Consider the following 24,758-nt stretch of genomic DNA (forward strand, 5'->3'; position numbering starts at 1 on the left):
CCCGGGCACCGGAGCCGGCTCACGAACCCGTGACGACCTGCTCCAGGAGTCCGTGCAGGACGCGCTGGTCGTCGGGGGTGAGGGTGGACAGCGGGGAGTCCAGGGCGAGGAGCCCGAGGAGACGTTCGCGCAGTGCGGTGCCCTCGGCGGTGAGGACGAGGTGCTTGGCGCGCCGGTCGGTGGGGTGCGGACGGCGCTCGACCAGGCGCTGCTTCTCCAGCTTGTCGACGACGAAGGTGGCGTTGGAGGGCTCGCAGCACATCCGCTCGGCGAGCTCCCGCATGGTCATCGGCCCGCTCATCTCCCGCAGCGCGGTCGCCTGGGCCGAGGTGAGGCCCAGGGTGGCGGCGCGCTCCCGGACGTGCTCGGCGATCCGCTGGGCCAGCCCGTTCACCAGCCCGCACAGCTGTCGCTCGGCGATGGCCTGCGACTCCGGGGAGGTCGTCATGCCACCAGTCTAGCGACTCCATCAAGCCAGCATATTTCTAGCTTGAATGATTCAAGCTTGATGATTATGGTTGCCGTCGTCGCCGTGAAGAGCGCGGCGCCATGCCGACAGCGGCACACAGGGGAGAGGACTCATGACCGACGTGACGGTGAACCAGAACGAGCGACTGCGCCGGCCCGCGGGAATCCGCTCGATACGGCTGGGCGACACGAAGGTGTCGTACGTACCGGACGGCGACGTGCGGCTCCGGCCGCTCGACCTGCTCCAGGACACCACCGACGACGTGTGGGCGGCACACCCGGAGTACCTGGACGCCACCGGCCACCTCGTGGGAAGCGTCGGCAGCCTGCTGGTGGAGCACGGTGACCGCGCACTGCTGATCGACGCAGGCTTCGGCCCGCAGACGCTGGAGATGCCGGAAGGCCCGCTCGGCGCGATCCACGGCGGTGCGCTCCCGCACAGCCTGGCCGAACTCGGCCGAAGCCCCGAGGACATCGAGGCGGTGGCCTTCACCCACCTCCACACCGACCACCTCGGCTGGGCCTGCCACCCCGCCCCCGGCGGCGACCGGCCGGTGTTCACCCGCGCCGACTACCTGATCTCCGAGTCGGAGTGGGACCGGCGCGACATCCTGGAGGACCAGGGCATGACCGAGCAGGTCGCCGCCCTCGCCGCGCGCGTCCGCACGATCACGGACGGGCAGGAGATCTTCCCCGGCGTCCGCGTGCGGATCACCCCCGGCCACACCGTCGGGCACGCCGAGTACGTCATCACCGGGGGCGGGCGGCGCCTGATCGCCTTCGGTGACGCCGTGCACTCGCCCGTCCAGATCGACCACCCCGAGTGGTCCGCGGCCTTCGACCACGATCAGGCCCGGACCGCCGGCCACCGCCGCCGCCTCGTCGCCGAGCTGGCGGAGCCCGGCACGATCGGCTTCGGCGTCCACTTCGCCGACGTGGTGTTCGGACGCGTCCAGCAGGGCGGGGACGGGCCCGCCTGGCGACCCGTGGACGCCTGAGCGGCGGGCGGCCATGACGGACCGGGCGACGGCGTCCCGCCGCTCGCCCGGTCCGGGTCCAGGTGTGGGCCGGTCGCTGCGCGCCGCCGAGCGGCCCACCCCAGCACGGCCTGCGCCGGACAGGGCCTCCCCCGGCGCGTCCGGCCGTGTCGGCCCAGGTCCGCACCCCGGCGTTGCGTACGGTCGGTGGCGTCGCGGCCGAACCCCGGCCGCCGGGCCAGGCGCCCCGCCGCCGAAGGAGACCGGCTGCTGTGCAACGCAAGTGGTGGACACTCATCGCCGTCTCGGTCGCGACCTTCATGCTCCTGCTCGACATCACGGTGGTCAACGTCGCCCTGCCGTCGATCCGGGAGGACCTCGGCGCGAGCTTCACCGACCTCCAGTGGGTCTTCGACGCCTACGCCCTCTCCCTCGCCGCCCTGGTGCTGACCGCCGGTTCGCTGGCCGACCGGCTCGGCCGGCGCCGGTCCTTCGCCGCCGGCCTGGTCATCTTCTCCGGCGCCTCGCTGCTCTGCGCACTGGCGCCGAGCCCGGTCTTCCTCAACGTCTCCCGCGCGATCCAGGGCGTCGGCGGCGCGGTGATGTTCGCGGTCTCCCTCGCCCTGGTCGCGCAGGAGTTCCCGCCCGGCCGCGAGCGCGGCACCGCCATGGGCATCTACGGGGCGACGATCGGCGTGGCCGTCGCGGTGGGCCCGCTGGTCGGCGGGGCCCTCACCGACTCGCTCGGCTGGGAGTGGATCTTCTACCTCAACCTGCCGATCGGCGCGGCGGCACTGGTCGTCACCGCCCTCAAGGTGAACGAGAGCCGCGACCCCAACGCCACCCGGATCGACTGGGCCGGGGTCGCCTCCTTCAGCTGCGCCCTCTTCCTGCTCGTCCTGGCACTGGTGCGCGGCAACGCCGAGGGCTGGGGCAGCGCCCTGATCGTTTCGCTGTTCGTCGGCGCGGTCGTCCTGCTGGGCGTCTTCGTGATGGTCGAACGCCGCGTCCGGGAGCCGATGCTGCCGCTCGGGCTGTTCCGCCGGCACGCGTTCACCGGGGTGCAGCTGGCCGCGTTCGCCGTCTCCAGTTCGCTCTTCGCGCTCTTCCTCTATCTGACGCTCTACCTGCAGAACTACCTCGGGCTCTCACCGTTCGCGGCGGGTGTGCGGTACCTGCCGATCACGGCGCTGAGCTTCGTCGTGGCGCCCATCGCGGGCGTCATGCTCTCCCGGGTGCAGGCCCGGCTGATGCTCTGCGTCGGCCTCGTCGCCGTCGGTGCGGGCATGCTGCTGATGGGCGACATCCAGCCCGACGACACGTGGACCGGCCTGCTGGCGGGCTTCCTGGTCGGTGGCGCCGGCGTCGGGCTGATCAACCCCGTGATCGCCGACGTGGCGGTGAGCGTGGTGCCCAAGGAGAACAGCGGCATGGCGGCCGGCATCAACGACACCTTCCGCCAGGTCGGGATCGCGGTCGGCATCGCCGTCTGGGGGGCGATCTTCATCGGCCGGGGCGCCGACAAGATCCGCGAGCTGACGGCGGGTACGCCGCTCGCCGAGGGCTCCCGTCCGCGCGAACTGATCGAGGCCGCCTCCTCGGGCAGCCTGCCGCAGGCGCTCGCCGCCCTCCCCGAACCCGCCCGGGACGCCGCGCAGGCCGCCGCCCGGGCCGGGTTCCTGGACGGCCTCAACATCGTGCTGCTGCTCGGCGGCCTGGTGAGCCTGGTCGGTGCGGCGCTCGCGCTCTGGCTCGTCCGGGAGGACGAGATCGACCGGGAGGAGATCGGCGGGCAGGAGGTCGACGGGCAGGAGGTCGACGGGCCGGGGGCGGTCGACGGGCGGCAGGCGTAGGCGCAACCGTCCCGGCCGCACCCGCCGCACCCGCCGACGCGCGCACTCAGCCCTGGTACTGCGCCACGATCTTGGTGAACTCGTACGGGGACTGCGCGACGCCGCTGCAGGCATCGGCGTCCGTTCCGGAGCCGCAGGCGCGGTCGCGGTTGACCGCCCAGAACGCGAACCGGGCCAGGTGGTGCTGCTGGGCGTAGCCGAGGATGGTCCGGAAGTCGGCCGTGCTGACGGTCTCGCCGGCCTCGTCGGTCCTGCCGTTCATCGAGGAGACGCCGATGTGGCGGTAGGCGGCGTCGTCGCTGTAGCCGTAGGCGCTCTTCACGGCGGCCTTCAGGCCGTCGAGGGCGCTGACCGTCGCCTGGCCCATGGTCCCGCTGTGGCCTCCGAAGTCGAACGGCATGACCACCCAGCCGTCGTTCGCCAGGCCGGCCGCGGCGCCGCGCTTGATCAGGTCCTTGCCGTTGGCGTCCGGGCCGGTCGGGGTGGTGCCCAGGGTGACGTAGGTGACGATGCCGGGGTTCTTGCTCTTGACGATCTTCAGGGCGTCGACCACCCGCTGGCGGACCGTCGCGCTGGCGAACTCGGTGTTCTCGATGTCGATGTCCAGCGCCTTGAGCCGGTAGGCGTCGATCACCTTCTGGTACGCGCCGGCGAGCGCGCTCGCGCTGGAGCACTTCTCACCGAGCTTGTTGCCGCTCCAGCCGCCGACGGACACCATGACGTCCCCGCCGGCGGCGCGGATCGACGCGATAGCGGCCGCGTCGGAGCCGCCGGCCAGCGGCCGGCTGCCGTCCCACTTCGGGTTGCAGCCGCCGTCGGAGAGGATGAACGCGAGGGTGAACCACTTCACGCCGGTCGCCTTCATCACGTCGGTGGGCTTCTGCGGGTTGCCCCAGCCCAGGTACTCGTAGGGGGCGGCGGCCATCCCGGGCACGGCTGCTGCGGCGGCAGGGGCGGGGGCGGCCGCCGCGTGGACAGGGGCGGCCAGCAGGGCGACCGGGCCGAGGACTGCGGCCAGCAGCGGGGCGGTGAGACGGGCTCCGACGGACGTGGACATGCCAACTCACTTTCGCGAATCCGCCGTGCGGTGACGGCGGATCAGGGGAGATGGGACGGTACCGCGGTGGACGGCGGCGGCCACCCCGGGCGCCTACAGAATCGGGGGCGCGGGCCGCACGGTCAATGGCTTTCGTTAGGAAAGTTTCCCAACCTTCTCATCCGGCACAACTCCTCCACCCCCGGCCGCCGGGCGGCTCCGCCCCGGGGGTGCCGACAAGCTGCCGGTGAATCTGCCGCAACGCCCCACGTCAGCCGCCGTAGCCTGAAGCCCGGCGCCCACGACGAAGACTGACGATACGTCAGAATCGTCGTCCGATTCCCACGCCCCGCACCCCCGCTCCGTCCGGAAGGATCCAAGGCCCACCCATGAGCACCAGCATCCGCATACGAGCCGCCGTTCTGGCAGCCGTCGCCGCGATCGGGTTCGGCACCCTCACCACGGGTACCGCCGACGCCGCCCCCGCCCCGAGCGCCCCCGCGGCCGCCGAGGCACCCGCCGCCACCGCCGCACTCTCCACGCCGACCCGCATCCCGGCGAACAGCGTGCTCAACCGGAACCAGGCCTGGTACTCGCCGGACCACCACATCATGCTGGCCATGCAGGGCGACGGGAACGTGGTCCTGTACCGCGACACCACCCCGATCTGGGTGGCCAAGGGCGCCATTCCCAACGGCAACATCCTGGCCATGCAGGGCGACGGCAACCTCGTCGTGTACGCGGCCGACAACACCCCGCTCTGGGCGAGCAACACCGGTGGCCGCACCGGCGCCGACCTCGCCATCTACAACGAGGGCGCCATCGCGGTCGAGCTGAACGGCAAGGTGCTCTGGAGCTCCGCGCCGCCCGCCCAGATCCCGCTCCCGCCCTGCCCGCCGTGGGGCCCGCCCTACCCCGGCCAGTTCATCCCGCCGTGGTGCCCCACCTGGCCCTTCCCGAGCTAGCGAGCCCGTGGTGGCGGATGCCCCGCCACCTGCGGCCTGACGCACCGTTTCCCCCCCCGTCGATCAGCCCTCGTGCCTTCCCGGTGCGGGGGCTGCCGGCGTTCGCTCACTCCATGGGGTGGAATCCGGCGGCCAGTGGGCGCAGCGGTGCCCGGGCATCACCGGTCCGCCGACGGGACCACCCGAAGCTGTGTGCCGACGCTTCGGGTGCGTGGGCACCCGCGAGGAGGCGGCGCCGCCATGTGGGTCGTGGACGCGGTGGACGGCGCGCCGACGATGAGACGAGAGGCAGAAGTGGTCCGCATGCCCATGTCCCTGTCCGGTCCGAGACCGGGGTTCGGTCGGGTCGGGGCGGCAGCCGCCGCCGGCCTGCTGCTCGCGCTGTCCGCTCCCGGGGTCGCAGTGGCCGCGCCGGGCGATCTGGACGCCACCTTCGGCACGGGCGGCAGGGTGACGACCGACTTCGGCGGCGCCACGTCGGATGCCGATGCGGTGGCCGTGCAGCCCGACGGCAAGATCGTCGCGGTCGGCCACGCCGACATCACCGGCGACTTCGCGCTCGCCCGCTACAACGCCGACGGCAGCCTGGACACGCTCTTCGGCACCGGCGGCAAGGTCACCACCGACTTCAACGGCGGCGACGACGGGGCCCGGGCGGTGGCGCTGCAGCCGGACGGCAAGATCGTCGTGGCCGGCCACAGCGAGGTGCCCGACGGCGGCGTCGGCTGGTTCTCGCTGGTCCGCTACAACACCGACGGCAGCCTGGACACGCTCTTCGGCGCCGGCGGCAAGGTGGTCGTCGACTTCGGCTCGGGCGGCGCCGACGACGCCTTCGGGGTGGCGGTGCAGTCCGACGGGAAGATCGTCGCCGCCGGCTACACGGGCGGTGACTTCGCCGTCGCCCGGCTCACCCCCGGCGGCGGCCTGGACACGACCTTCGACGGCGACGGCAAGGTCACCACCGACTTCGCCGGCGGTGCCGACGCGGCGCAGGCGGTCGCGCTGCAGTCCGACGGCAGGATCGTCGCCGCCGGCTACACCGGGAACAGCACCGGCAACTACGACTTCGCCGTCGCGCGCTACAACACCGACGGCAGCCCCGACACCGGCTTCAGCAGCGACGGCAAGGTGGCCACCACGTTCGGCGGCGTCGAGTTCGGGCGCGCGGTGGCCCTGCAGCCCGACGGGCGCATCGTCGTGGCCGGCAACACCGGCAGCGACTTCGCGCTCGCCCGCTACAACACCAACGGCAACCTGGACGGCAGCTTCGACGTCGACGGCAAGGTCACCACCGACTTCGGCAACAGCGAGATCGCGTACGGGGTGGCGGTGCAGTCGGACGGCAGGATCGTCGCCGCCGGCGACTCCGTCGCCCTCAACGTCAGCGACTTCGCCCTGGCCCGCTACAACGCCGACGGCAGCCTGGACAGCGGCTTCAGCGGCGACGGAAAGGTCACCACCGACTTCGGCGGAGGCTTCGACCACGCGCTCGGCGTGGCCCTGCAGCCGGACGGCAAGGCCGTCGCCGCCGGTCTCGGCGGGCCGGGCTCGGACTTCGCCCTGGCCCGCTACGAGGGCGGCGCCGGCACCCCGGCCGGGGTGGACCTCTCGGTCACCAAGACCGGGCCCGCCAGTGTCACCGCTGGCGCCCAGGCCTCCTACACCGTGACGGTCACCAACAACAGCGCCACGACGGCCAGTGGCGTCACGCTCGCGGACACCGTCTCCGGGCCGGCCACCGTGGTGTCGGCCACGCCCGGCCAGGGCAGCTGCACCACCACCGCCACCAGCGCCAACTGCAACCTCGGCACCCTCGCGCCCGGCGCAAGCGCCACCGTCACGGTGACCGTCGGCACCACCGCCGCCGGCACGGTCTCCGACTCCGCGACCGTCAGCGGCGCCCAGTCCGACCCCGTCCCGGGCAACAACACCGCGAGCGCCACCACCACCGTCAACGCCCCGGCCGGGGTGAACCTCGCGGTCACCAAGACCGGCCCGGCCACCACCAGCATCGGTGACACCCCCGCCTACACGGTGAAGGTCACCAACACGAGCAGCAGCCAGACGGCCACCGGCGTCACACTGACGGACACCCTGACCGGCCCGGCCGCGCTGATCTCGGCCACGACCAGCCAGGGCAGCTGCTCCACCACCGCGACCAGTGCCAACTGCGCGCTGGGCACGCTCGCCCCCGGTGCCAGCGCCACCGTGACGGTGACCATCGAGCCGCGGGCCACCGGCACCGTCTCGGACACCGCGACCGTGAGCGGTGCCCAGTCCGACCCCGTCCCGGCCAACAACACCGCCACGGCGACCACCTCCGTGAACAACGCCCACGGTTGCACGATCATCGGCACCGCCAACGCGGACACCCTCGTCGGCACCGGCGGCACCGACGTCATCTGCGGCCTCGGCGGCAACGACACGATCACCGCGGGCAACGGCAACGACACCGTCTACGCCGGCTCCGGGGAGGACACGGTGGACGGCGGCTACGGCAACGACACGCTGATCGGCGGGCTCGGCAACGACCGGCTGAACGGCAGCTTCGGCAACGACTCGCTCAACGGCGGCCCGGGCACCGACACCCTGAACGGCGGCCCCGGCTTCGACAGCTGCACCTCCACCGCCGGCGACACCCTCATCAGCTGCCCGTAGCGGCGGGAGCACCACCTCGGCACGGCACACCGGCTGCCCCTCCCCTCGTCCGGGGAGGGGCAGCAGCGCTCGGTCCACCGGGGCCGCTCGGCCCACCGCGGCGCTCGGTCCACCGCGGCGCTCAGTCCACCAGCGAAGTGCGGCGTTCGAAGACCTCGGGGCGGGCGATGTCCAGCGCGGTCGCGACGGCACCGAGCAGGACGACCTCCTCGCCCAGCTCGCTCGGGGCCAGCCTGGGCCGCAGCGGGGTGAGGCGGTGCAGGGCGCGCTCCAGCGGCTCCAGCAGGAGGTCAGCGCTGTTGCCGATGCCGCCGCCGATGACGACCAGGTCCGGGTCCAGGACGGCCGACAGGACCGCGACCGCGTAGGCGAGCTGTTCGGCGGCCCGCTGCACGGCCTCGGTGGCGAGCGGGTCGCCGGCGCGGGCCGCCTCGAAGACCTGCTTGGCCGTCAGCGGGCCGCGCATGCCGAGCTCCAGCGCGGTGCGGACCACCGCGTCGGCCGCGACCGTCTGTTCGAGCGTGCCGCCCGGCTCGCCGTCCGGGCGGGCAGGCAGCGGGACGAGGCCGACCTCGCCGGCCGCGCCGTGGGCGCCGGAGAGCAGCTCGCCGTCCTTGACCACGCCGACACCGAGGCCGGTGCCGACCAGCAGGTAGGCGAACATCCGGCTGCCCCGGCCCGCGCCCAGGGTGAACTCGCCGTGCGCGGCGAGGTTGGCGTCGTTGCCGACGGTGATCTCCGTCTCCAGACCCGCCGCGATCCGGTCGAACAGCCCGCGTCTGCCCCAGCCCGGCAGGCTGGTGGCGTAGCGGACGCCGCGCCGCTCCTCGTCCCAGACGCCAGGTGTGCCGATCACGGCGTGGACGATCTCACGGGCGGCCAGGCCCGCCTCGGCGGTGGTCTCCCGGGCGGCGGCGACCACGGCGTCGGCGACGGCGTTGGCCGAGCGGCCCTTGTTGGGGACGTCCCGGCGCGCGACGATCCGCCCGGTGAGGTCGGCGACCGCCACCCGCAGCCGGGCCCGGCCGATGTCGACGCCGAGCACGTGTCCGGCGGTCGGGTCCGGCTCGTAGAGCACGGCTGTGCGCCCGCGCTCGGGGACGAACCGGCCCGCCTCCCGGACCAGCCCGGCCTGCTCCAGCGCGGCCAGCGCGGCGGAGACGGTGGGCTTCGAGAGCCCGGTGTCCCGGGCGAGCTGGGCGCGCGAGGACGGACCGCCGGTGCGCAGCAGTTCGAGCAGCAACCACTCGTTGTTGCTGCGCAGCCGCTGCCGGTTCCACGGCTGCGCCGGTGACGCGCCCGGCGGAACTGCGGTCGGCAGGTGGCGGCTCATCGGGTGTCCTCCGGTCTCGGGCGCTGCGCGGGGCGCCCCCGTCGGCGCCCGCCCTGGGCACCGCCCAGTATGACCGCTTGTCAATCCGGCAGGCGGGTGCGGTGCCCCGGCGGCGACCGCCCGCCCGCCGTCGGCCGTGAACCGTGAGCCGTTAGTCGCTAGCCGCGAGCCGCGAGCTGTGAGCTGTGAGCCGTCAGGCGACCCAGGAGCCGGTGAGCTGCTGGACGGCCGAGCCGTCGAGGTCGGTGAGCTTGGTGCCGACGAAGGCGCGGGCGCGGTCGGAGGTCTGGACGCGGAACGGCGGGTGCTCGGCGGTGAGCGCCTCGACGATCGGCTCGGCGGCCTCCTGCGGGGTCTGCGCCTGGCCGAAGGCGGCGAACGTGCGCTCGGCGTAGGACTTGAGGGCGGGTGCGTACGGGCCGGCCGCTTCCAGCAGCGCGGGCAGGTCGATGCCCTGGTTGCCGATGAACTCGCTGGCCACCGCGCCCGGTTCGACGACGCTGACGTGGACGCCGACGCTCGCGGCGACCGGGGCGAGCGACTCCATGAAGCCCTCGACGGCGAACTTGGCGGCGCAGTAGGCCTCGTTGAAGGGCTGGCCGACGATGCCGCCGACGCTGGTGACGGTGATCACCCGGCCGCCGCTCGCCCGCAGGTGCGGCAGCGCCGCCCGGGTCACGTCGACCACGCCGAAGAAGTTGACCTCCATCGTGGCGCGGACCGGGTCGAGGCCGTCCTGCTCGACGGTGCCGACGTAGCCGGCGCCGGCGTTGTTGACCACGGCGTCGAGCCGGCCGTGGCGGGCCAGCACCGCGTCCAGGCAGGCGGCGACGGAAGCGGTGTCGGTGACGTCCAGCCGGGCGACCTCCACCCGCTCGGCGACGCCGGCCTCGGCGGCGGCCGCGCGCAGGGCGTCGGCGCGGCCGGTGTCGCGCATGGTGGCGACGACGTGGTGGCCGGCGCGGGCGGCGGCCACGGCGGCCGCGAGGCCGATGCCGGAGGAGGTGCCGGTGATCAGGACGACACGGGTGGTGGCCATGGGGGGCTCCCGGTTGGTTCGAGGGTTTACGTGTGTGCGCACACACCATGTGCGTGCACACACACCATAGGCAATGCGTGCACGCACACGCAAACAGGTAGAGTGCTCGGCATGGCGCGCACCGATCTCACCCTGGGCGAGCTGAGCACCCGCGACCACGCGTTCTACGGCCTGGTCTGGGCGGGCACCACGCTCAGCACCCTGGTCGACCAGGCCCTCAGCAGGGCACACGACCTGCCGCTGTCCTGGTTCGAGGTGATGCTCTGGCTGAACGGCCAGGACGAGCCGGTCGCCGCCTCCGACCTCGGCGCCAAGACGCTGCTCAGCCGCAGCCAGGTCTCCCGGGTGGTCGACGCGCTCCGGGCCCGCGGCCTGGTCGAGCGCGCCCCCTCCCCCACCGACGCCCGCTCGGTGCGGATCGCCCTCACCGCGGACGGTCGGCGGGCCTTCGCCGAGGCCGACGCCACCCGGCGCGCCGCCCTCGCCGAGGTGTTCGACGACCGGCTGGACGAGGCCGACATCGCCGCCCTGGAGACCGTCTGGGCCAAGCTCAAGCAGCCTCGGCCCCAGGACGGCCCGAGCGCCACGGGCTGACCGCGCCCGCGCCGCCCCCTGCCCGGCTGCCCGCACCCCGCCCGGCTGCCCCCGCCCGCACCCACGCCTGCGACGGTGCGGCTACAACACCGCAACCGGTCGGTCAAACTTTCACCGGTCCCTGGGCGTGCCGCGCCGCGGCGCGTGATCATGGACCTATGCGGTTCCGGCACGGCAACGGAGGAGAGCGCGCCACCCCCGCGGGTCCGGTCAGCCGGGCGCGGGCGGCAGCGGCGGCGCTCGTCGGGGGCGGCGGCTCCCCGAGCGGCGACAGCCCCGATCTCCTCCGTGACGTGCTCGCGACGGCTCCGGTCGGTATGGCGCTGGTGGACGAGCGGCTCCGCTGGCATTACCTCAACGCGGCCTTCACCACCGCCACCGGTCTGCGCCGCGCCGACCTCCTCGGCCGCCCGGTCGAGGAGACCGCCTTCGCCGGCGCGGCCGGGACGCTGCGCCGGGTCCTGGACGACGGCCGCGACCGCGAGCAGCTGACCGGCGACCCGGAGACCCCGGGCGCGCCGGTGCCGCCCGGCCTGCGGCTGCGCTACCGGGCCCTCGTGACCGACGGGCGGACCACCGGCGTCGTGGTCGCCGTCCTCGACGACCCCGAACCCGCGGACGCCCTGCGGCACGAGCTCACCCGGGCCCGCGCCCGGCTGGCGCTGCTGGACGCGGCCGCCGAGCGGATCGGCACCACCCTGGACGTCGACACCACCTGCGCGGAGCTGGCCGCCTTCGCCGTGCCCGGACTGGCCGACCTCGCCACCGTCGACATCCTGCCGACCGACACACCCGTCCGCGCCGGGCGCCCGCTGCGCACCCGGCTGCACCGCACCGCGGTCGAGTACGCCGAAGGACTGCGCGACACGGTCGCCGAGCTGGCCGGGCCGGGCCAGTCGGTCCGCCACCGGGAGGGTTCGGCCGCCGGCCGCAGCCTGGCCTCCGGCACGGCGGTGCTGGCCGACGGGCTCCGGGGCGACGACCTCGCCGCGTCCGCCCCCGATCCGGCGAGCCTGGCGGCGTACCGGGCGACGGGGGTGACGTCGCTGCTGGCCGTGCCGCTGATCGCGCGCGGCCGGCTGATCGGGCTGCTGACGCTGGCCCGCACCGCCGCCTCGCCCGGGTTCAGCCCGGACGAGGCCGTCCTGATCGGCGACCTGGCCGGCCGCGCCGCCACCAGCCTCGACAACGCCCGCCGCTTCACCCGCTCCCAGGGCATCGCGCTGGAGCTGCAGCGCGCGCTGCTCAGCGAGCCCGGCAGCCCGCACCAGAACCTCGACCTGGCCTCCCGCTACCTGCCCTCCGGCACCAGCTCGGTGGTGGGCGGTGACTGGTACGAGACGGTGCGGCTGCCGTTCGGGCGCACGCTGCTGGTGATGGGCGACGTGATGGGGCACGGCGTCGAGGCGGCGGTCGACATGAGCACCTACCGCTCCACGCTGCGCGACGTCGCGGGCATGGACCTGCCGCCGCACCGGATCCTGCGGCAGCTCGACACCGTCATCGCGGCCAACGAGTCCGCCCGCCCGGCGACCTGCCTGCTCGCCCTCGCCGACCCGGGCCGCGGCCGGTGGACGCTCTCCAGCGCCGGCCACCTGCCGCCCGCCCTGATCGCCCCCGGCCGGCCCACCGAACTGCTGCAGATCCCCACCGGTCCGCCGCTCGGCACCGGGCTCGGCGGCTACGAGCAGACGGCACGTGAACTGCGCGTCGGTGAAACGCTCCTGATGTACACCGACGGGCTGGTGGAGCGGCGCGACGAGGACATCGACGTCTCGCTCGCCCGTCTCGCCTCCCTCCGGCTCCCCGCGGAGGGCGCGCTGGACGACCTGCTCGACGCCGTCCTGCACGCCCTCGCCCCGGCCGGCCCGTCCGCGCCGAGCGCCGAGGACGACATCGCCGTCCTCGCCGCCCGCCCACGCCCCCGCCCGGAGGGCGCACCCCCACGAGGCCCCCTCCGCTGACCGCCCGACCCCGCGAGGATCACCCGGGCCGACCGGTCGGCGCCATGCGCCTTGCTATCAGTTTGATAGTCGGACTTTCGCAAACCATCTCTCATCGCCACCGACCGACACAACCGATCGGCGCACGCACCAACGCCACTGACGGTGCGTCCACCAGCCGGTATAGAGTCACCCCGCCTTCAGATGATCTTCATCAAGTCGGAGTGGGCGTCATCCCACCCTGCTCGCGACCGCGCTGGCATCACATCAGCCCCGTGAAAGGGAATCCGCATGTCCATACGCGCAAGATCCGGGCCGCTCCGGCCCGGTCGTACGGCGGGGGTGGTGGCCCTCGCCGTGGCGGCCGGCCTCGGCGTGTCCGGTGCCGTGCTGCCGGTCACCTTCGCCTCCGCGACCACCGCATCGACCACCGCCGTCAACGCTCCTGACGACGGGTCGGCCAGCCCCGAGGACAAGGCGCTCGCCGCGGCGAAGGCCGGCGGCCGGCCCGTGGAGCTGGAGGCGGCGCGCACCGAGCTGTCGGACACCTGGGTGCGCCCCGACGGCACGTTCTCGGTCAAGCGGTACGGCTCACCGGTCCGGGTCCTGCGCGCCGGCACCTGGGTGCCGACCGATCCGACGCTGGTGTTCGCCGCGGACGGGCGGGCCGTGCCCAAGGCCACCTCGGTGGTGGTCTCCTTCTCCGGCGGCGGGACCGGGCCGCTGCTGTCCGGTGTGAAGGACGGCCGGACGCTGTCGCTGTCCTGGCCGAAGCCACTGCCGAAGCCGACGCTCAGCGGCAACGTGGCGACCTACGCCGAAGTGCTTCCGGGCGTGGACCTGCAGCTGAAGGCCGAGGTCGAGGGCTTCTCCCAGCTCATCGTCGTGAAGACGCCGCAAGCAGCGGCCAACCCGGAGCTGGCGACCCTCAAGTACACGATGTCGACGGTCGGCGTCACCGTCACCACCGATCCGGAGACCGGCGCGGTCAAGGCCACCAACCCGGCCGGCCAGACGGTCTTCACCAGCCCGTCGCCGGTCATGTGGGACTCCACCACGGCCGCTCCCCCGCCGGCGGCGCCGGCCACCGTGACCAAGGCCGGCCTCACGGCCCGGGCCGTGGCCGCCCCCGAGGCCGCCGCGACGTCCGGCGACCCCGGCTCCCCGGGCGCCGCCTTCGAGCAGCCCGCGGGCGCCAAGGACGCCCAGATGCCGACCACAGTCAGCGGCAACACCCTCCAGATCACCCCCGACCAGGCGCTGCTGAAGGCCTCGGACACCCGCTACCCGGTGTACATCGACCCGTCCTGGGCCTGGGGCGGGCGGCAGAACTGGACCCGGGTCTCCCAGAAGTACCCGAAGAACACCTACTGGAACGCCAACGAGGTCGCCCGGGTCGGGTACGAGACCGACACCGGCGGCCTCTCCCGGTCGTTCTTCCAGCTGGACACCGGAAACCTCGCCGGCGCCAAGGTGCTCTCCTCGACCTTCCGGATCAACAACGTCTGGTCCTGGTCCTGCCAGGCCCGTCCGGTGCAGCTCTGGCACACCGGCGCGATCAGTGACCGGACCAACTGGCTGAACCAGCCCGGCAAGATCGACTGGCTCTCCACCGTCAACCAGTCCAAGGGCTGGTCGGGATCCTCCTGCCCCGGCGGCAACCTGGAGTTCGACCTCACCTGGAAGATCCAGCGCATCGCCGACGCCCACCAGCCCAGCATCACGCTCGGCCTGTACGCGGAGAACGAGGGCGACACCTTCGGCTGGAAGAAGTTCGACTCCAAGTCGGCCGTCCTGGAGACGGTCTACAACAACCCGCCGCGCACGCCGTGGGGCCTGGGCACCAACCCCAAGACCGACTGCACCAACGGCGGCCTGATCGGCAACACCACGGTCAGTCTGTACGCGCACGTCGACGACCCGAACGCCGGCAACCTCGACGCCCAGTTCCGGGTCGTGCGCGGCGGTACCACGGTGGTGGACCAATCGGTCCCCGGCCTCAAGGACCGGGTCTCCACCCTGGTCGTGCCCGACGCCCAGCTGCCGACCGGCGACTACACCTGGCAGGTCAGGGCCAAGGACGGCATGGGCGAGTACTCGCCGTGGAGCGAGACCTGCAAGTTCAGCATCGACCGCACCCGCCCCGAGAAGGCGCCGAAGATCTCCTCCGCCGCCTTCCCCAACGGCGACGGCGGCTGGCCGACCGGCACTGCCAAGGCCCGCACGCCGGGTGACTTCACCATCTCGGCCAACGGCGTCGCCGACATCACCTGGTACGGCTACTACACCGACTGGGACCCGGCGGTGCACAGCAACCAGGTCGCCCCCGGCGGCTCGTGGACCGTCCCCCTCACCCCACCCGGCGTCGGCCCGCACTTCGTCCACGCCTTCAGCCAGGACGCGGCCGGCAACCGCTCCGACACGGCGACGTACCTGTTCTACGCGGCGCGCTCGCAGGATCGCGACAAGCCCGGCGACCTCAACGGCGACGGCCGCAACGACGTCTGGAGCCTCGACTCCAACGGCACCCTGATCACCTACGCCAATCAGGGCAACAACAACTTCACCGCGATGAGCGCGGGCTACCAGTCCCCCGGTGCCAAGGTCACCTTCTCGGGCGACTGGGGCGAGGACGGCTACAACGACCTCGTCGCCCTCGAGTACGACAAACTCGACAAGAAGAACAAGCTCTGGACCTACCCCAACAACGGCCTCGGCATCGCGACGACGACCTTCGGCAAGGGTCGGCAGGAGCTCTCCGTCTACTGCCCGGTCGCCGACCCGGAGCAGGGCTGCGAGCAGGGTGACGACCACTGGCAGCAGGCCGACCAGATCCTGGCACCCGGCGACCTCAACGGCGACGGCAAGCCCGACCTCCTGGTGAAGGAGGGCAAGCAGCTCTGGGCCTACTTCGGCGAGCGCAACAACTACCTCGACGACAAGGGCGCCCCGGTGCTGGTCGGAGCCGGCGACTGGGACAAGTTCACCGTCATCACCCCGGGCGACCTCAACGGCGACGGCGTGCCGGACCTCTGGCTGCGGAACCTCGACAACGGTGAGATCCTGCGCTCGTTCGGGAAGAACGACACGAACGGCCGGCTGGACCTCGCGACCTGGGGCGAGCCGACCGGCCGGACCAGGGTCGGCGTCGGAGTGACCAAGGACCTCTACCCGACGGTGGGTTCGGTCGGCGACATCACCGGCGACGGCGTCACCGACCTGTGGGGCCGCCAGGCCGACAACACCATGTTCGCCTGGTACGGCCAGGCCTGGAACGGCAGCGTCAACTCCTTCTCGGGCGGCTTCACCGTCGACGGCGTGGTCGGCGCGCGCATCCCCTCCGGGACCGTCCTGGCCTCCGGGCAGAGCTTCACCGCCGGCAAGGCCAAGCTCACCATGCAGGGCGACGGCAACCTCGTGGTCACCAGCTCGGCCGGCAAGACGCTGTGGGCCACCGCCACCGGCGGGCACCCGGGCGCCAAGGCCCAGATGCAGCCCGACGGCAACCTCGTCGTCTACGGCGCCGACGGCAGCACGGTGCTCTGGGCCAGCGGCACCAATGGCAAGCCCAACTCCTACGCGATCCTCCAGGACCGCGGCGTCCTGGTGATCTACAACCCGACCGGCCAGGGCCTGTGGACCAGCGGCTCGCAGAGCAGGCCCGACTACAACGGCGACGGCTACACGGACGTCCTCGTCCGTGACGCCAACGGCGACATGTGGGTCTACCGCGGCACCGGGGGAACCGGCACCACGACCCTGGGGGCGCTCGACTTCGTCGGAAACGGCTGGTGGCGCGACTACTGGACGAACGTCTACACCGCCGACCTCAACAACGACGGCCGCACCGACATCGTCGGCCGCACCCGGGAGGGCGACCTCTGGCTCTACCCGGGCACGGGCGGCACCGGCACCAACTCCGTCGGCGCCCCGTCGCTGATCGGAAACGGCTGGAACATGTACGTCACGCTGAACTTCGGCGACGTCGACCTGGACGGCCGCACCGACGTCATCGGCGTCGACGCGGGTGGCGAGATGTGGGCCTACCCCAGCACCGGCGGCACCGGCACCAGCACGCTCGGCGCCCGGAAGCTCCTCGGGAACGGTTTCTGGCCCAACAACTGGACCAGCGTCAAGTTCGCCGACATGAACGGCGACTTCAAGATCGACATCGTCGGCCGCACCGACACCGGTGACGTCTACGTCTTCCCCAACACCAGCTCCGGCGGCAACATCAGCTTCGGCGCCCGCTACTTCATCGGCAACGGCTGGTGGAACGGCTACTGGGAGCCGTGGACGACCGACCTGAACAACGACGGCGTGTCGGAGATGGTCGGCCGGACCGACAAGGGCGAGCTCTACGACTTCGTCCCCGAGGGTCGCATCCTCGTCGGCACCGGATGGGGGCCGCTCGACATCGTCCTCTGACCGCGGCCTCCCGCCGGCCACGCCGCCGGGAGCACGGAACGGCCCCCGGCCTCCGCCGACCCGCTTCACGCGGGTCGGCGGAGGCCGGGGGCCTCCGGTCTCCGGCCCCGCGGCGCCAGGGCTACCGGCGCAGCGTCAGTCCCACCAGAACGACCAGACGGTGGACCGGACCTGCCCGTCCCCGGCCGCCACGGTCTCGTCCACCAGATCGTCGCAGTAGGCGAACTGCTCGACCGCGACCCGGGCCGCGCCCTGCGGGTCCAACGGCGGCCGGGCGACGGCGAGTTCGAGGCAGGACGGGCCGGTGTAGCAGACCTCCGTCCCGTACCTGGCCGACCAGCTCCGCAGCACGGCGACGTGGTCGGCCGGCAGCAGCTGCCGGTCCCGGTACTTCAGCCAGCCCGGCGTCCGAAGGAGACCGGGGAACAACCCGGGGATCTCGTACCCCTCGCCGACGGGGAAGAGGCAGATCCAGAAGTCGCGCAGCCGGGCCGCGCCTTCCTCCAGGTTCCGGAACACCCCGGGCCGCGGTTCGGTGACGGCCGGCCGGAGCCTCGGGGCCAACCGCTCCGGAACGAGGTCGTCGAGCCACTCCTCCAGGGTCTCGTGGTCCGAGTCGTCGTCCGATCCGACGTACGGCTCGATGCTCCACCGCAGCACCGAGTCGACCAACTCGGCGAGCACCTCCTCGGGATCGCGGGCGAGCGCCGAGGCGAGCGGCCCCGGACCGCCGTGCCCCCAGGGGCCGCCGAGCCGGCCCTCGGCGACGAGCCCGGCCGGGCCGGTGTTGGTGATCACGGGGTACGCGCCGGACCGGTCGCGGACCTCGAACCAGCGGCGCCACTCGCCGAGCGCCGCGTCCAGGCCGACCCGGTAGCCGGCCACCGGAACGCCGTCGTCGGAGACGGCCCGCTCCAGCAGGGACGGATCGACCCCGGAGACATCGGTCACCACGCCGTCCGGCAGGAATTCCTCGGCGCACGGTTCCACGATGTCCCGGGGTCGATCCATGGCAGTTTCATCCCATCAACGGAAAGGGCCTGCCGACCGTTTCAGACGATCACCTCAGATGGAACGTCATGTCGTAGTCGGATCCGATGATCCGGACGGTCGTCAGATTCTTGCTGGAGCTCCGATTGTAGCTTTCGAAGCCCCTGCGCGCCTCCTCCTTGGACTGATTCGGGGTGTACAGATAGACGGCGTCCGCGCCCTGCTTGTTGGCGTCCCGGAGCCGCTTCTCGATCTGCTTCTGACTTCCGTCGACCTGCTTGAATTCGGAGCGCACCCCGTCCACCCAGGCATCGAAGCGCTTCTTGCCCTCGGCGCCGCCGGCCGCAGCCTCGTCCCCCTTCTCCGCCCGGGAGACGACCTTCTTGCCTTCCAAGGCCAGCTTGAAAGCCATCTCGAACTCCTTGTCCATGAACTCGCCGCCGGACTCGTCGATATTTGCCAGCGCCTTCTTCACCCGCTCCTCTAGCTGCTTCTCACTCCATCCACTCGCAAACGAGCAGCCGCTCTGCTCCCGCCGGTCAAGGTGGTTGCAGTCACGGGTGTTGATGTCGTGGTACTTCCTCAGGAACTCGCCGTACTCGAACTTGTGGTGCCCGACGATCTGGTCGTACCGCTTCTTGCGGAGCTCCTGAGCCCGGACCGGGTCGAGCGTATTGGCACGGTAGAGGTCGTCCTCGGCCGCATGGGCCTTGGTCTTGTAGTAGGGCTCGTCCTCGGACATGCCGGCGACCTCGCCGCCTGCCTCGCTGACCATCTCCTGGTACCGCTTGCCCTCACCGACGACCTCGGTGCCGCCCCGACGACAGACGTACATCCCGCTGGCGCACTCCTCCAACTGCGTGCCCGACGGGTCGCTGAAGACCAGGGGGTTGTTGTTGGCGTACGTGTAGGCGTTGATCTGCTGCGTGTCCGCCGGGTTGAGCACCGGGTCGACGCTGATGAAGCGCGCGGTGTTCGGGTCGTACTCGCGGGCGCCCAGGTGGGTCAGCCCGGTGTCGGCGTCCTTCACACCGCCGACGAACCCGAGGTCACCGGTCCAGACGGCCGGCTGCGCACCACGCGGAGCACCGAAGATCGTGCTCCTGCGCCGGGTGATCGCCTGGGTGTTGGCGTCGACCTGGGCCGTGGCGGTGCCGTGCTGGTCGGTCAGCAGGAAGGTGAGCGCGCCGCCGGTGCGCACCGCGACCGTGCGGCCCCGGAACCCGTAGTACCGGGTACCGGTGACGCTCCCGGAGGGCGAGAGCTTGAGCTCGGTGCCGCCCGGGAGGTACAGCGTGGTGCCGCCGGAGTCGCGGCGGATGAGCCGGGTTCCGTCCGCGTCGTAGGCGTACTTGGTGGTGCTGCTTCCCTGGACCACCTTGTCGAGATGGCCCTCGGCGTCCCAGCCGAGGCTCTGCTCAGCGGCGTTGCCCATCTTGCGGGTGGCGGTGTTGCCGGCCGCGTCGTAGGTGTACGTGTCGGTCGTGGTACCGCCCGGACCGGTCTGACTCACCGAGGTGAGGCTGTGCGGCCTGGCCGCCGTCGGCGCCGGGACCGTGTAGTTGCGCGTGACGTCGGCGGTCGGGCCCGCACCGGTGCGGTGCTGGGTCTCGGTCTTCCGGTTGCCCAGCAGGTCGTAGCTGTAGCTGGTCCAGTAGGCGTCCGGACCGCCGACGTTGGCCGACGACGGGGCCGCGGCGCAGTTGTCGGTGGCCGTCCAGGCCTCGGTGATCCGGCGCAGCGCGTCGAGGCCGAAACACTGGGTGTCGGTGACGCGGTCGGCGTCCTGGCCGGAGGCCGTGCTGACCGAGGTCAGGTTGCCCACGGCGTCATAGCCGTAGTGCGTGTCGTCGATGCGCTGCGGCGCCAGCTCCCGGTCGGAGACCGTCTCCTTGACGGCACCGGTGTGCTCGTCGTAGATGTTGCTGACCCACAGGTGCTTCCCGAACGCACCGTACTCCTCGCGGGTCGCCCGTCCGTAGTGGTCGTACGTGGTGGCCGAGGCGAGCGGGTCGCTGCCGGCGTAGACCGTGCCGAGCAGACCCGAGGTGGGCGTGTACGAGTTGGTGACCCGCTCCTGGGGCAGCCCGCCGGCGGCGGGGTGCTGGACCCACATCACCTGGCCGGTGTTGGCGTTGTAGGAGTTGGTCCACTTGTACGTGCCCGCCAGTGCCCCCTCCGAGGCCGGGACGGTCAGCTGGCTGAGCACCGGCTTGTAGAGGCTGTTGTACGAGGTGACGGAGCTGACGAAGGCGTTGCCGTCCACGTAGCGGGTCGACGACGACAGCATGCCCTTCGCCACGGTGTCGTACGTCCACTCGGCCAGCGTGGTGGCGCCCTGCTTCACCGCGGTGCGCCGGCCGAGGGCGTCGTAGTCGCTGTGCAGCGTGATGCCGCGGGCGTCCTCCACGTCGGTGAGCCGGCCGCCGGCGTCGTAGGTCATGACCGAGGCGCCCTTGTCCGGGTCCTCCAGCCTGACCTGGCGTCCGGCCACGTCGTAGGTGTACGCCCACGTGCTGCCGGCGGAGTCGGTGATCCCCGTCAGCCGGCCCAGCTTGTCGTAGTTGTAGGTGACGTTCTGGAAGGCCGTGCGGCCCGCGTCGGTGTACTCCCGTGTCTCGACCGTCCGGCCGCGGGCATCGGTCAGCGCGGTCTTCGCGGTGCCGCCCTGCGGCGGCACGGTGGTGATGCCGTCGCCGAGGTAGGTCGTGGTGGTGCGCTTGGTCTCGTCGCCGAACTTCTTGCTGATGGTGGCGACCGGCCGGCCGGCACCGTCGAAGAGGGTGTCCGTGGAGGCGGGGTAGTTGAGCTCCTGACCGGTGACCAGGACGCCCTCCGCGGCACCGTTCGCGTAGAAGGTGCCGGACTCGCGCCAGGTCAGACCGCGGGTGTCGTAGAACGTCTCGGTGACCAGGCGGCCGCCGGAACCGTCCGGCGCGGGCTCCTGGGTCTGCCGCGGCCGTCCCAGGCCGTCCATGATGGCGAAGCCGGTCGCGTAGGTGGAGTCGTGCCGCAGGGTGGTGGTGCTGATGACCGACGGGCCGTCGTTGCGGATCTGGTAGCCGAAGGAGTAGTTCGGCGAGTCCGGGTAGGTGACGGCCGAGCGGGTCGGGATCCACACCCTGGTGGTGCGGCCGAGCGCGTCGTACTGGGTGGTGGTGACCTTGCCGTTCGTGTCGGAGACGGCGACCGCCTGCCCGCGCAGCGGCTCGTAGGTCGTGGTGACCTTGTGGCCGAGCGGGTTGGTGACCACGGTGCCGGTCGGCACCTCACCGGTGGCCGGCGTGTAGTCGGTGGTGGTCGTCTTCCCGTACGCGTCGGTCGCGGAGGTGACCCGGCCGTACTGGTCGTGGGCCGTGGTGCCGAGCGACTGGTATCCGTCGCCCTTGCCGTTGATGGTGCGGGCCTCGGTCACCAGCCCCCTGGTCGGTGCGGCGCCGAGCGTCGTGCTCCCGTCGTAGTAGCGCCGGCTGTCGGCCATCACGTCGGCCGGGCGGCTCACCTGGCCGCCGCACGCGGCGGCCAGCGTCTCCACCCGGGACACCCGGTCGATCATCCAGGCGGCGATGTTGCGGGCGTACTCGGTGGTGGTGCACTGCTCGTCGCCGGACTTGTCGGTGTCGCCGAGGTCGGAGACGCTGGTCACCATGCCGTACGCGTCGAACGTCCGCGACAGCGCGGTGCGGCGCTCGCCACTGCTGACGGCGGTACGCGACCGTTCCTGCTCCGTGCCCGTGAAGTAGGCCTCCAGCGCAGGGAGCCCGCCGCGGTTGCGGGTCGCGGTGGGGACGGAGCGCCACGGGGTGTAGGAGACTGCGCTGACGAGCGCGCCGCCTTCCCCGTTGTAGGTGGCCGTCTCGCGCGGCATGCCGGCGAACTGGGGGCGGTCGGTGACCGCGGCGCCGGCGGAGTCCGCGACCTGCGCGCCGTCGATGCCGCGGAAGTAGCGGCTCTCGGTCAGCGTGCGGGCGTCGTAGCCGGCTCCGGTGCGGGTCTGGACCCGACCGTAACCGCGCGCCACGGAGTAGGTGCGGTCCTCGGCCTTGGTGAACTCGTCGTCGCTCTGGGCCCAGGCGGCGCCGTCGAGGTACGCGTACTCGGTCACCTTGTCCGGGGTCTCGGCCAGGTTGTCGCCCTCGACCACCTTGCTGACGGCGTAGGTGTTGAACCAGTCGTCCGACGTCTTGGTGCCGGTGTGGTACTTGACCGGGTAGCAGCGGCGGGTGTTCGAGCCGTCGGCGGGCGGCAGGGAGGTTGCGGTGCACTCGGGCGCGGTGTAGTAGGCGCCGATGGTGCCGCCGGTCTCGGTGGTGACCTGGGACAGGCGCAGTCGGACGAAGGGCGCGAGGCCGTCACCGGTCTTGTCCACCCGGTTGGCCATCTGCTCGCCCGCGAAGGTCACCGCGGGCAGCGCGTCGGAACCGCCGGCCTTGCCGGTGCGGGTGACGGAGCTCAGCCACATCGGGGTGGAGAGGCCGTCGCCGGCGGGCGGGAAGCTCTGGTTCAGGGACCAGGCGTCGACGTCCTTGGCCACGCCGCCGGTGAGCACGCTGGTGGTGATCGCCGTCAGGCGCTTGCGCGACCAGAAGGTCGGGGAACCGTTGTTCTTGCAGTCCGCGCCGTCGGCGCAGAACAGGTCGAACGGCACGTCCGGCCAGTTCTTGGCGTTGGTGGCGTCGAAGGTGCCGCAGTTGGCCAGGCAGCGCTCGTCGACGGCGAACCGTACCGTGGCCATCGGCTTCGCGGTGTACACGGTGTCGGCGCGCAGGCCGTACTCGATCCGGTCGAGCCAGCCGCCGCGCACGTACGGGGTGGCGGTGCCCTTGCCGGTGGTGGAGCTCCAGTTGCGGGCGTAGTTGTTGGACTCGGTGTTCCAGTAGTACGCCATGGCGTTGCCGCGCGGGTCGACCACGTAGTCCAGCTGCCAGCGCCAGGCCTGCTGGCACCAGGCTTCGGCGAAGGAGGAGTTGTAGCACGGCTCGCCGGCTTGGTTGCCGAAGACCGGCACCGTCCAGGCGGACCCGGTCTCCGCCGCGCCGGCCGTGTGGCCCGGCAGTCGGTTCAGGCCGAAGAAGTACTGGGTGCCGTCGACCGTGGTGATCTTCCAGTACTCGCCGTCGTTGTCGCCGTTGCCGGCGCCGGTCAACCGCTCGACCTTCTCACCGCCGTCGGCGGCCGGGTGCCAGCCCTTGCCGGCGTCGTGGACGAGCTCGGTGGTCTTCCCCCCGAGGGAGAGCGTGGCGTTGTCGTTGAACCAGCACAGGTCGCCGACCTTCGTGGTGTTGGTCCCGCCCGACTGGTCGTCGTCGCAGGCCTTGTACCGCCGCTCGACGTGCCCCGGCTCCCAGCCCCAGCCGTCGCCGATCCAGCCGGCCTGGTTGTTGGAAGCGCTGGTCAGGCCGTCCACGGCCTGGGAGGAGTAGCCGAGCCCGATCGAGGGCGCGAGGCCTCCGGGCACGGCCGGGACGCCGATCGGGTAGGACCAGGTGAACGCGCCGGTCGTGCCGCCCGCCGACCAGGAGCCGGATGCCTGCCACGGGGTGGCCTTGTAGTCGCCGGTGCCGCTCGAAGTGTCCGCCGTGGCGGCCAGGACGGTCCCACCGCCGGCGGTGGCGGCGCTGACGGCCGGGCTGCCGAATGCCGAGCTGCTGAAAGCGGCGAACTTCGCCGCACCGCCGAGGACCGCCTTCTGCGGGGCGGAGAGCGGGGCCGGCTGTGGGAGCGCGGATCGGGCGGGCTGCCCGACGGGCGTCTCCACGGTCGCCGAGACGACCCGGGCTGCCGCGTCGTTGGCCGAGGGCAACGGCTCCTGGACCCGGCACTGCGGGAGCTCCGGCGTGGTGAGCGCGCAGGACGGGAGCTTGACGAGCTTGAGGCGGGCGGCCCAGTCACCGCCGAATGCGTGTGCGAAGCCCGAGTAGTCGACCTTCACGTCGACGCTGCCGTTCGACGCGCCGCCGTCGGCCCGGCCGATGGAGAGCAGCACGCCGTCGACCCCGGCCCGGCGCGCGGCCTCCCGGTCGGCCACCGTGACGCTGACGCTGCCCGGGGCGGCCGGCTTGCCGGCCTCCGATCGCGGGGCCGTCACCTGGACCACCCGTCCTGCCTGGCCTGCCTGGCCTGCCTGCAGCTTCGCCGAGCCGGTGGGCGTGCCATCGACGTCGAGCACCGAGGTGCCCGCGGGGGGCCACACCACCCTGGCCTCGCCCTTCGGCGCGACCGCCTGGTCCTGCCGCTTGTCCCCGCCCACGGCCACCGACTTCACCGGTACCGCCTTGGGCTGTTGCAGCGCGGGAAGCGACGGCCCGGAGGGTCCGGCTCCCGCTGCGACTGCCGACGACGCCGGCAGGACTCCCAACAATGCCGCTGCGGCGGCCGATGCCGCCAGCCAGCGGGCACGGAAATGACTCACGCCCAAACCGTTCTGATAGATCATATTGGCCGACGAGCGTCGGCAGCATCAACCAATAGACC

Annotated in this window: 13 protein-coding genes; 7 read left to right on the plus strand and 6 right to left on the minus strand. The window is 72.3% G+C overall.

Features of this window, described 5'->3' with window-relative positions; translation table 11 throughout:
* Positions 1-19: 19 nt before the first annotated feature.
* Positions 20-448: a MarR family winged helix-turn-helix transcriptional regulator gene (locus ACIPSC_RS08825; protein WP_400824314.1), complete on the minus strand. Its 429-nt coding sequence runs from the start codon at positions 446-448 to the stop codon at positions 20-22.
* 133 nt (positions 449-581) lie between these two features.
* Between ACIPSC_RS08825 and ACIPSC_RS08830 the strand changes: the two genes are divergently transcribed.
* Entirely contained in the window at positions 582-1,466 is an 885-nt protein-coding gene (locus ACIPSC_RS08830; protein ID WP_400824315.1) for an MBL fold metallo-hydrolase, read from the plus strand.
* A 251-nt stretch (positions 1,467-1,717) separates the two neighbouring features.
* On the plus strand, positions 1,718-3,298 hold the full coding sequence (locus ACIPSC_RS08835) for an MFS transporter (protein WP_400824316.1): 1,581 nt from the start codon (positions 1,718-1,720) through the stop codon (positions 3,296-3,298).
* A gap of 46 nt (positions 3,299-3,344) precedes the next feature.
* Here ACIPSC_RS08835 and ACIPSC_RS08840 read toward each other — a convergent pair whose 3' ends face one another.
* Positions 3,345-4,355, minus strand: coding sequence for a chitinase (locus tag ACIPSC_RS08840; protein ID WP_400824317.1), 1,011 nt, complete (start codon positions 4,353-4,355; stop codon positions 3,345-3,347).
* A 368-nt stretch (positions 4,356-4,723) separates the two neighbouring features.
* Between ACIPSC_RS08840 and ACIPSC_RS08845 the strand changes: the two genes are divergently transcribed.
* Both ACIPSC_RS08845 and ACIPSC_RS08850 read left to right on the plus strand, forming a co-directional pair.
* Positions 4,724-5,299: a hypothetical protein gene (locus tag ACIPSC_RS08845; protein WP_400824318.1), complete on the plus strand. Its 576-nt coding sequence runs from the start codon at positions 4,724-4,726 to the stop codon at positions 5,297-5,299.
* Between the two features lie 303 nt (positions 5,300-5,602).
* The gene (locus ACIPSC_RS08850; RefSeq protein WP_400824319.1) at positions 5,603-7,957 is read left to right on the plus strand and encodes a calcium-binding protein; all 2,355 of its coding nucleotides are present in this window, start codon (positions 5,603-5,605) and stop codon (positions 7,955-7,957) included.
* Positions 7,958-8,078: 121 nt separating this feature from the next.
* Here ACIPSC_RS08850 and ACIPSC_RS08855 read toward each other — a convergent pair whose 3' ends face one another.
* Both ACIPSC_RS08855 and ACIPSC_RS08860 read right to left on the minus strand, forming a co-directional pair.
* Complete coding sequence (locus ACIPSC_RS08855) at positions 8,079-9,290, minus strand: ROK family protein (RefSeq protein ID WP_400824320.1); 1,212 nt, start codon at positions 9,288-9,290, stop codon at positions 8,079-8,081.
* Between the two features lie 193 nt (positions 9,291-9,483).
* Entirely contained in the window at positions 9,484-10,329 is an 846-nt protein-coding gene (locus tag ACIPSC_RS08860; protein ID WP_400824321.1) for an SDR family oxidoreductase, read from the minus strand.
* Between the two features lie 111 nt (positions 10,330-10,440).
* Between ACIPSC_RS08860 and ACIPSC_RS08865 the strand changes: the two genes are divergently transcribed.
* From ACIPSC_RS08865 to ACIPSC_RS08875, 3 genes are all read left to right on the plus strand, one after another.
* Positions 10,441-10,923: a MarR family winged helix-turn-helix transcriptional regulator gene (locus ACIPSC_RS08865; protein WP_400824323.1), complete on the plus strand. Its 483-nt coding sequence runs from the start codon at positions 10,441-10,443 to the stop codon at positions 10,921-10,923.
* Positions 10,924-11,081: 158 nt separating this feature from the next.
* Complete coding sequence (locus ACIPSC_RS08870) at positions 11,082-12,887, plus strand: SpoIIE family protein phosphatase (RefSeq protein WP_400824324.1); 1,806 nt, start codon at positions 11,082-11,084, stop codon at positions 12,885-12,887.
* Between the two features lie 270 nt (positions 12,888-13,157).
* Positions 13,158-17,294 carry an FG-GAP-like repeat-containing protein gene (locus tag ACIPSC_RS08875; protein WP_400824325.1) on the plus strand — a complete coding sequence of 1,379 codons (4,137 nt, stop codon included), beginning with the start codon at positions 13,158-13,160 and terminating at the stop codon, positions 17,292-17,294.
* A 135-nt stretch (positions 17,295-17,429) separates the two neighbouring features.
* On the opposite strand, the gene ACIPSC_RS08880 is transcribed toward ACIPSC_RS08875, so the two are convergent.
* Entirely contained in the window at positions 17,430-18,305 is an 876-nt protein-coding gene (locus tag ACIPSC_RS08880; protein WP_400824326.1) for a DUF4253 domain-containing protein, read from the minus strand.
* Positions 18,306-18,354: 49 nt separating this feature from the next.
* Entirely contained in the window at positions 18,355-24,549 is a 6,195-nt protein-coding gene (locus tag ACIPSC_RS08885) for an RHS repeat-associated core domain-containing protein (RefSeq protein WP_400824327.1), read from the minus strand.
* Positions 24,550-24,758: the final 209 nt, after the last annotated feature.

It is taken from the genome of Kitasatospora sp. NPDC090091 (genome assembly GCF_044747365.1).
GTDB lineage: Bacteria > Actinomycetota > Actinomycetes > Streptomycetales > Streptomycetaceae > Kitasatospora.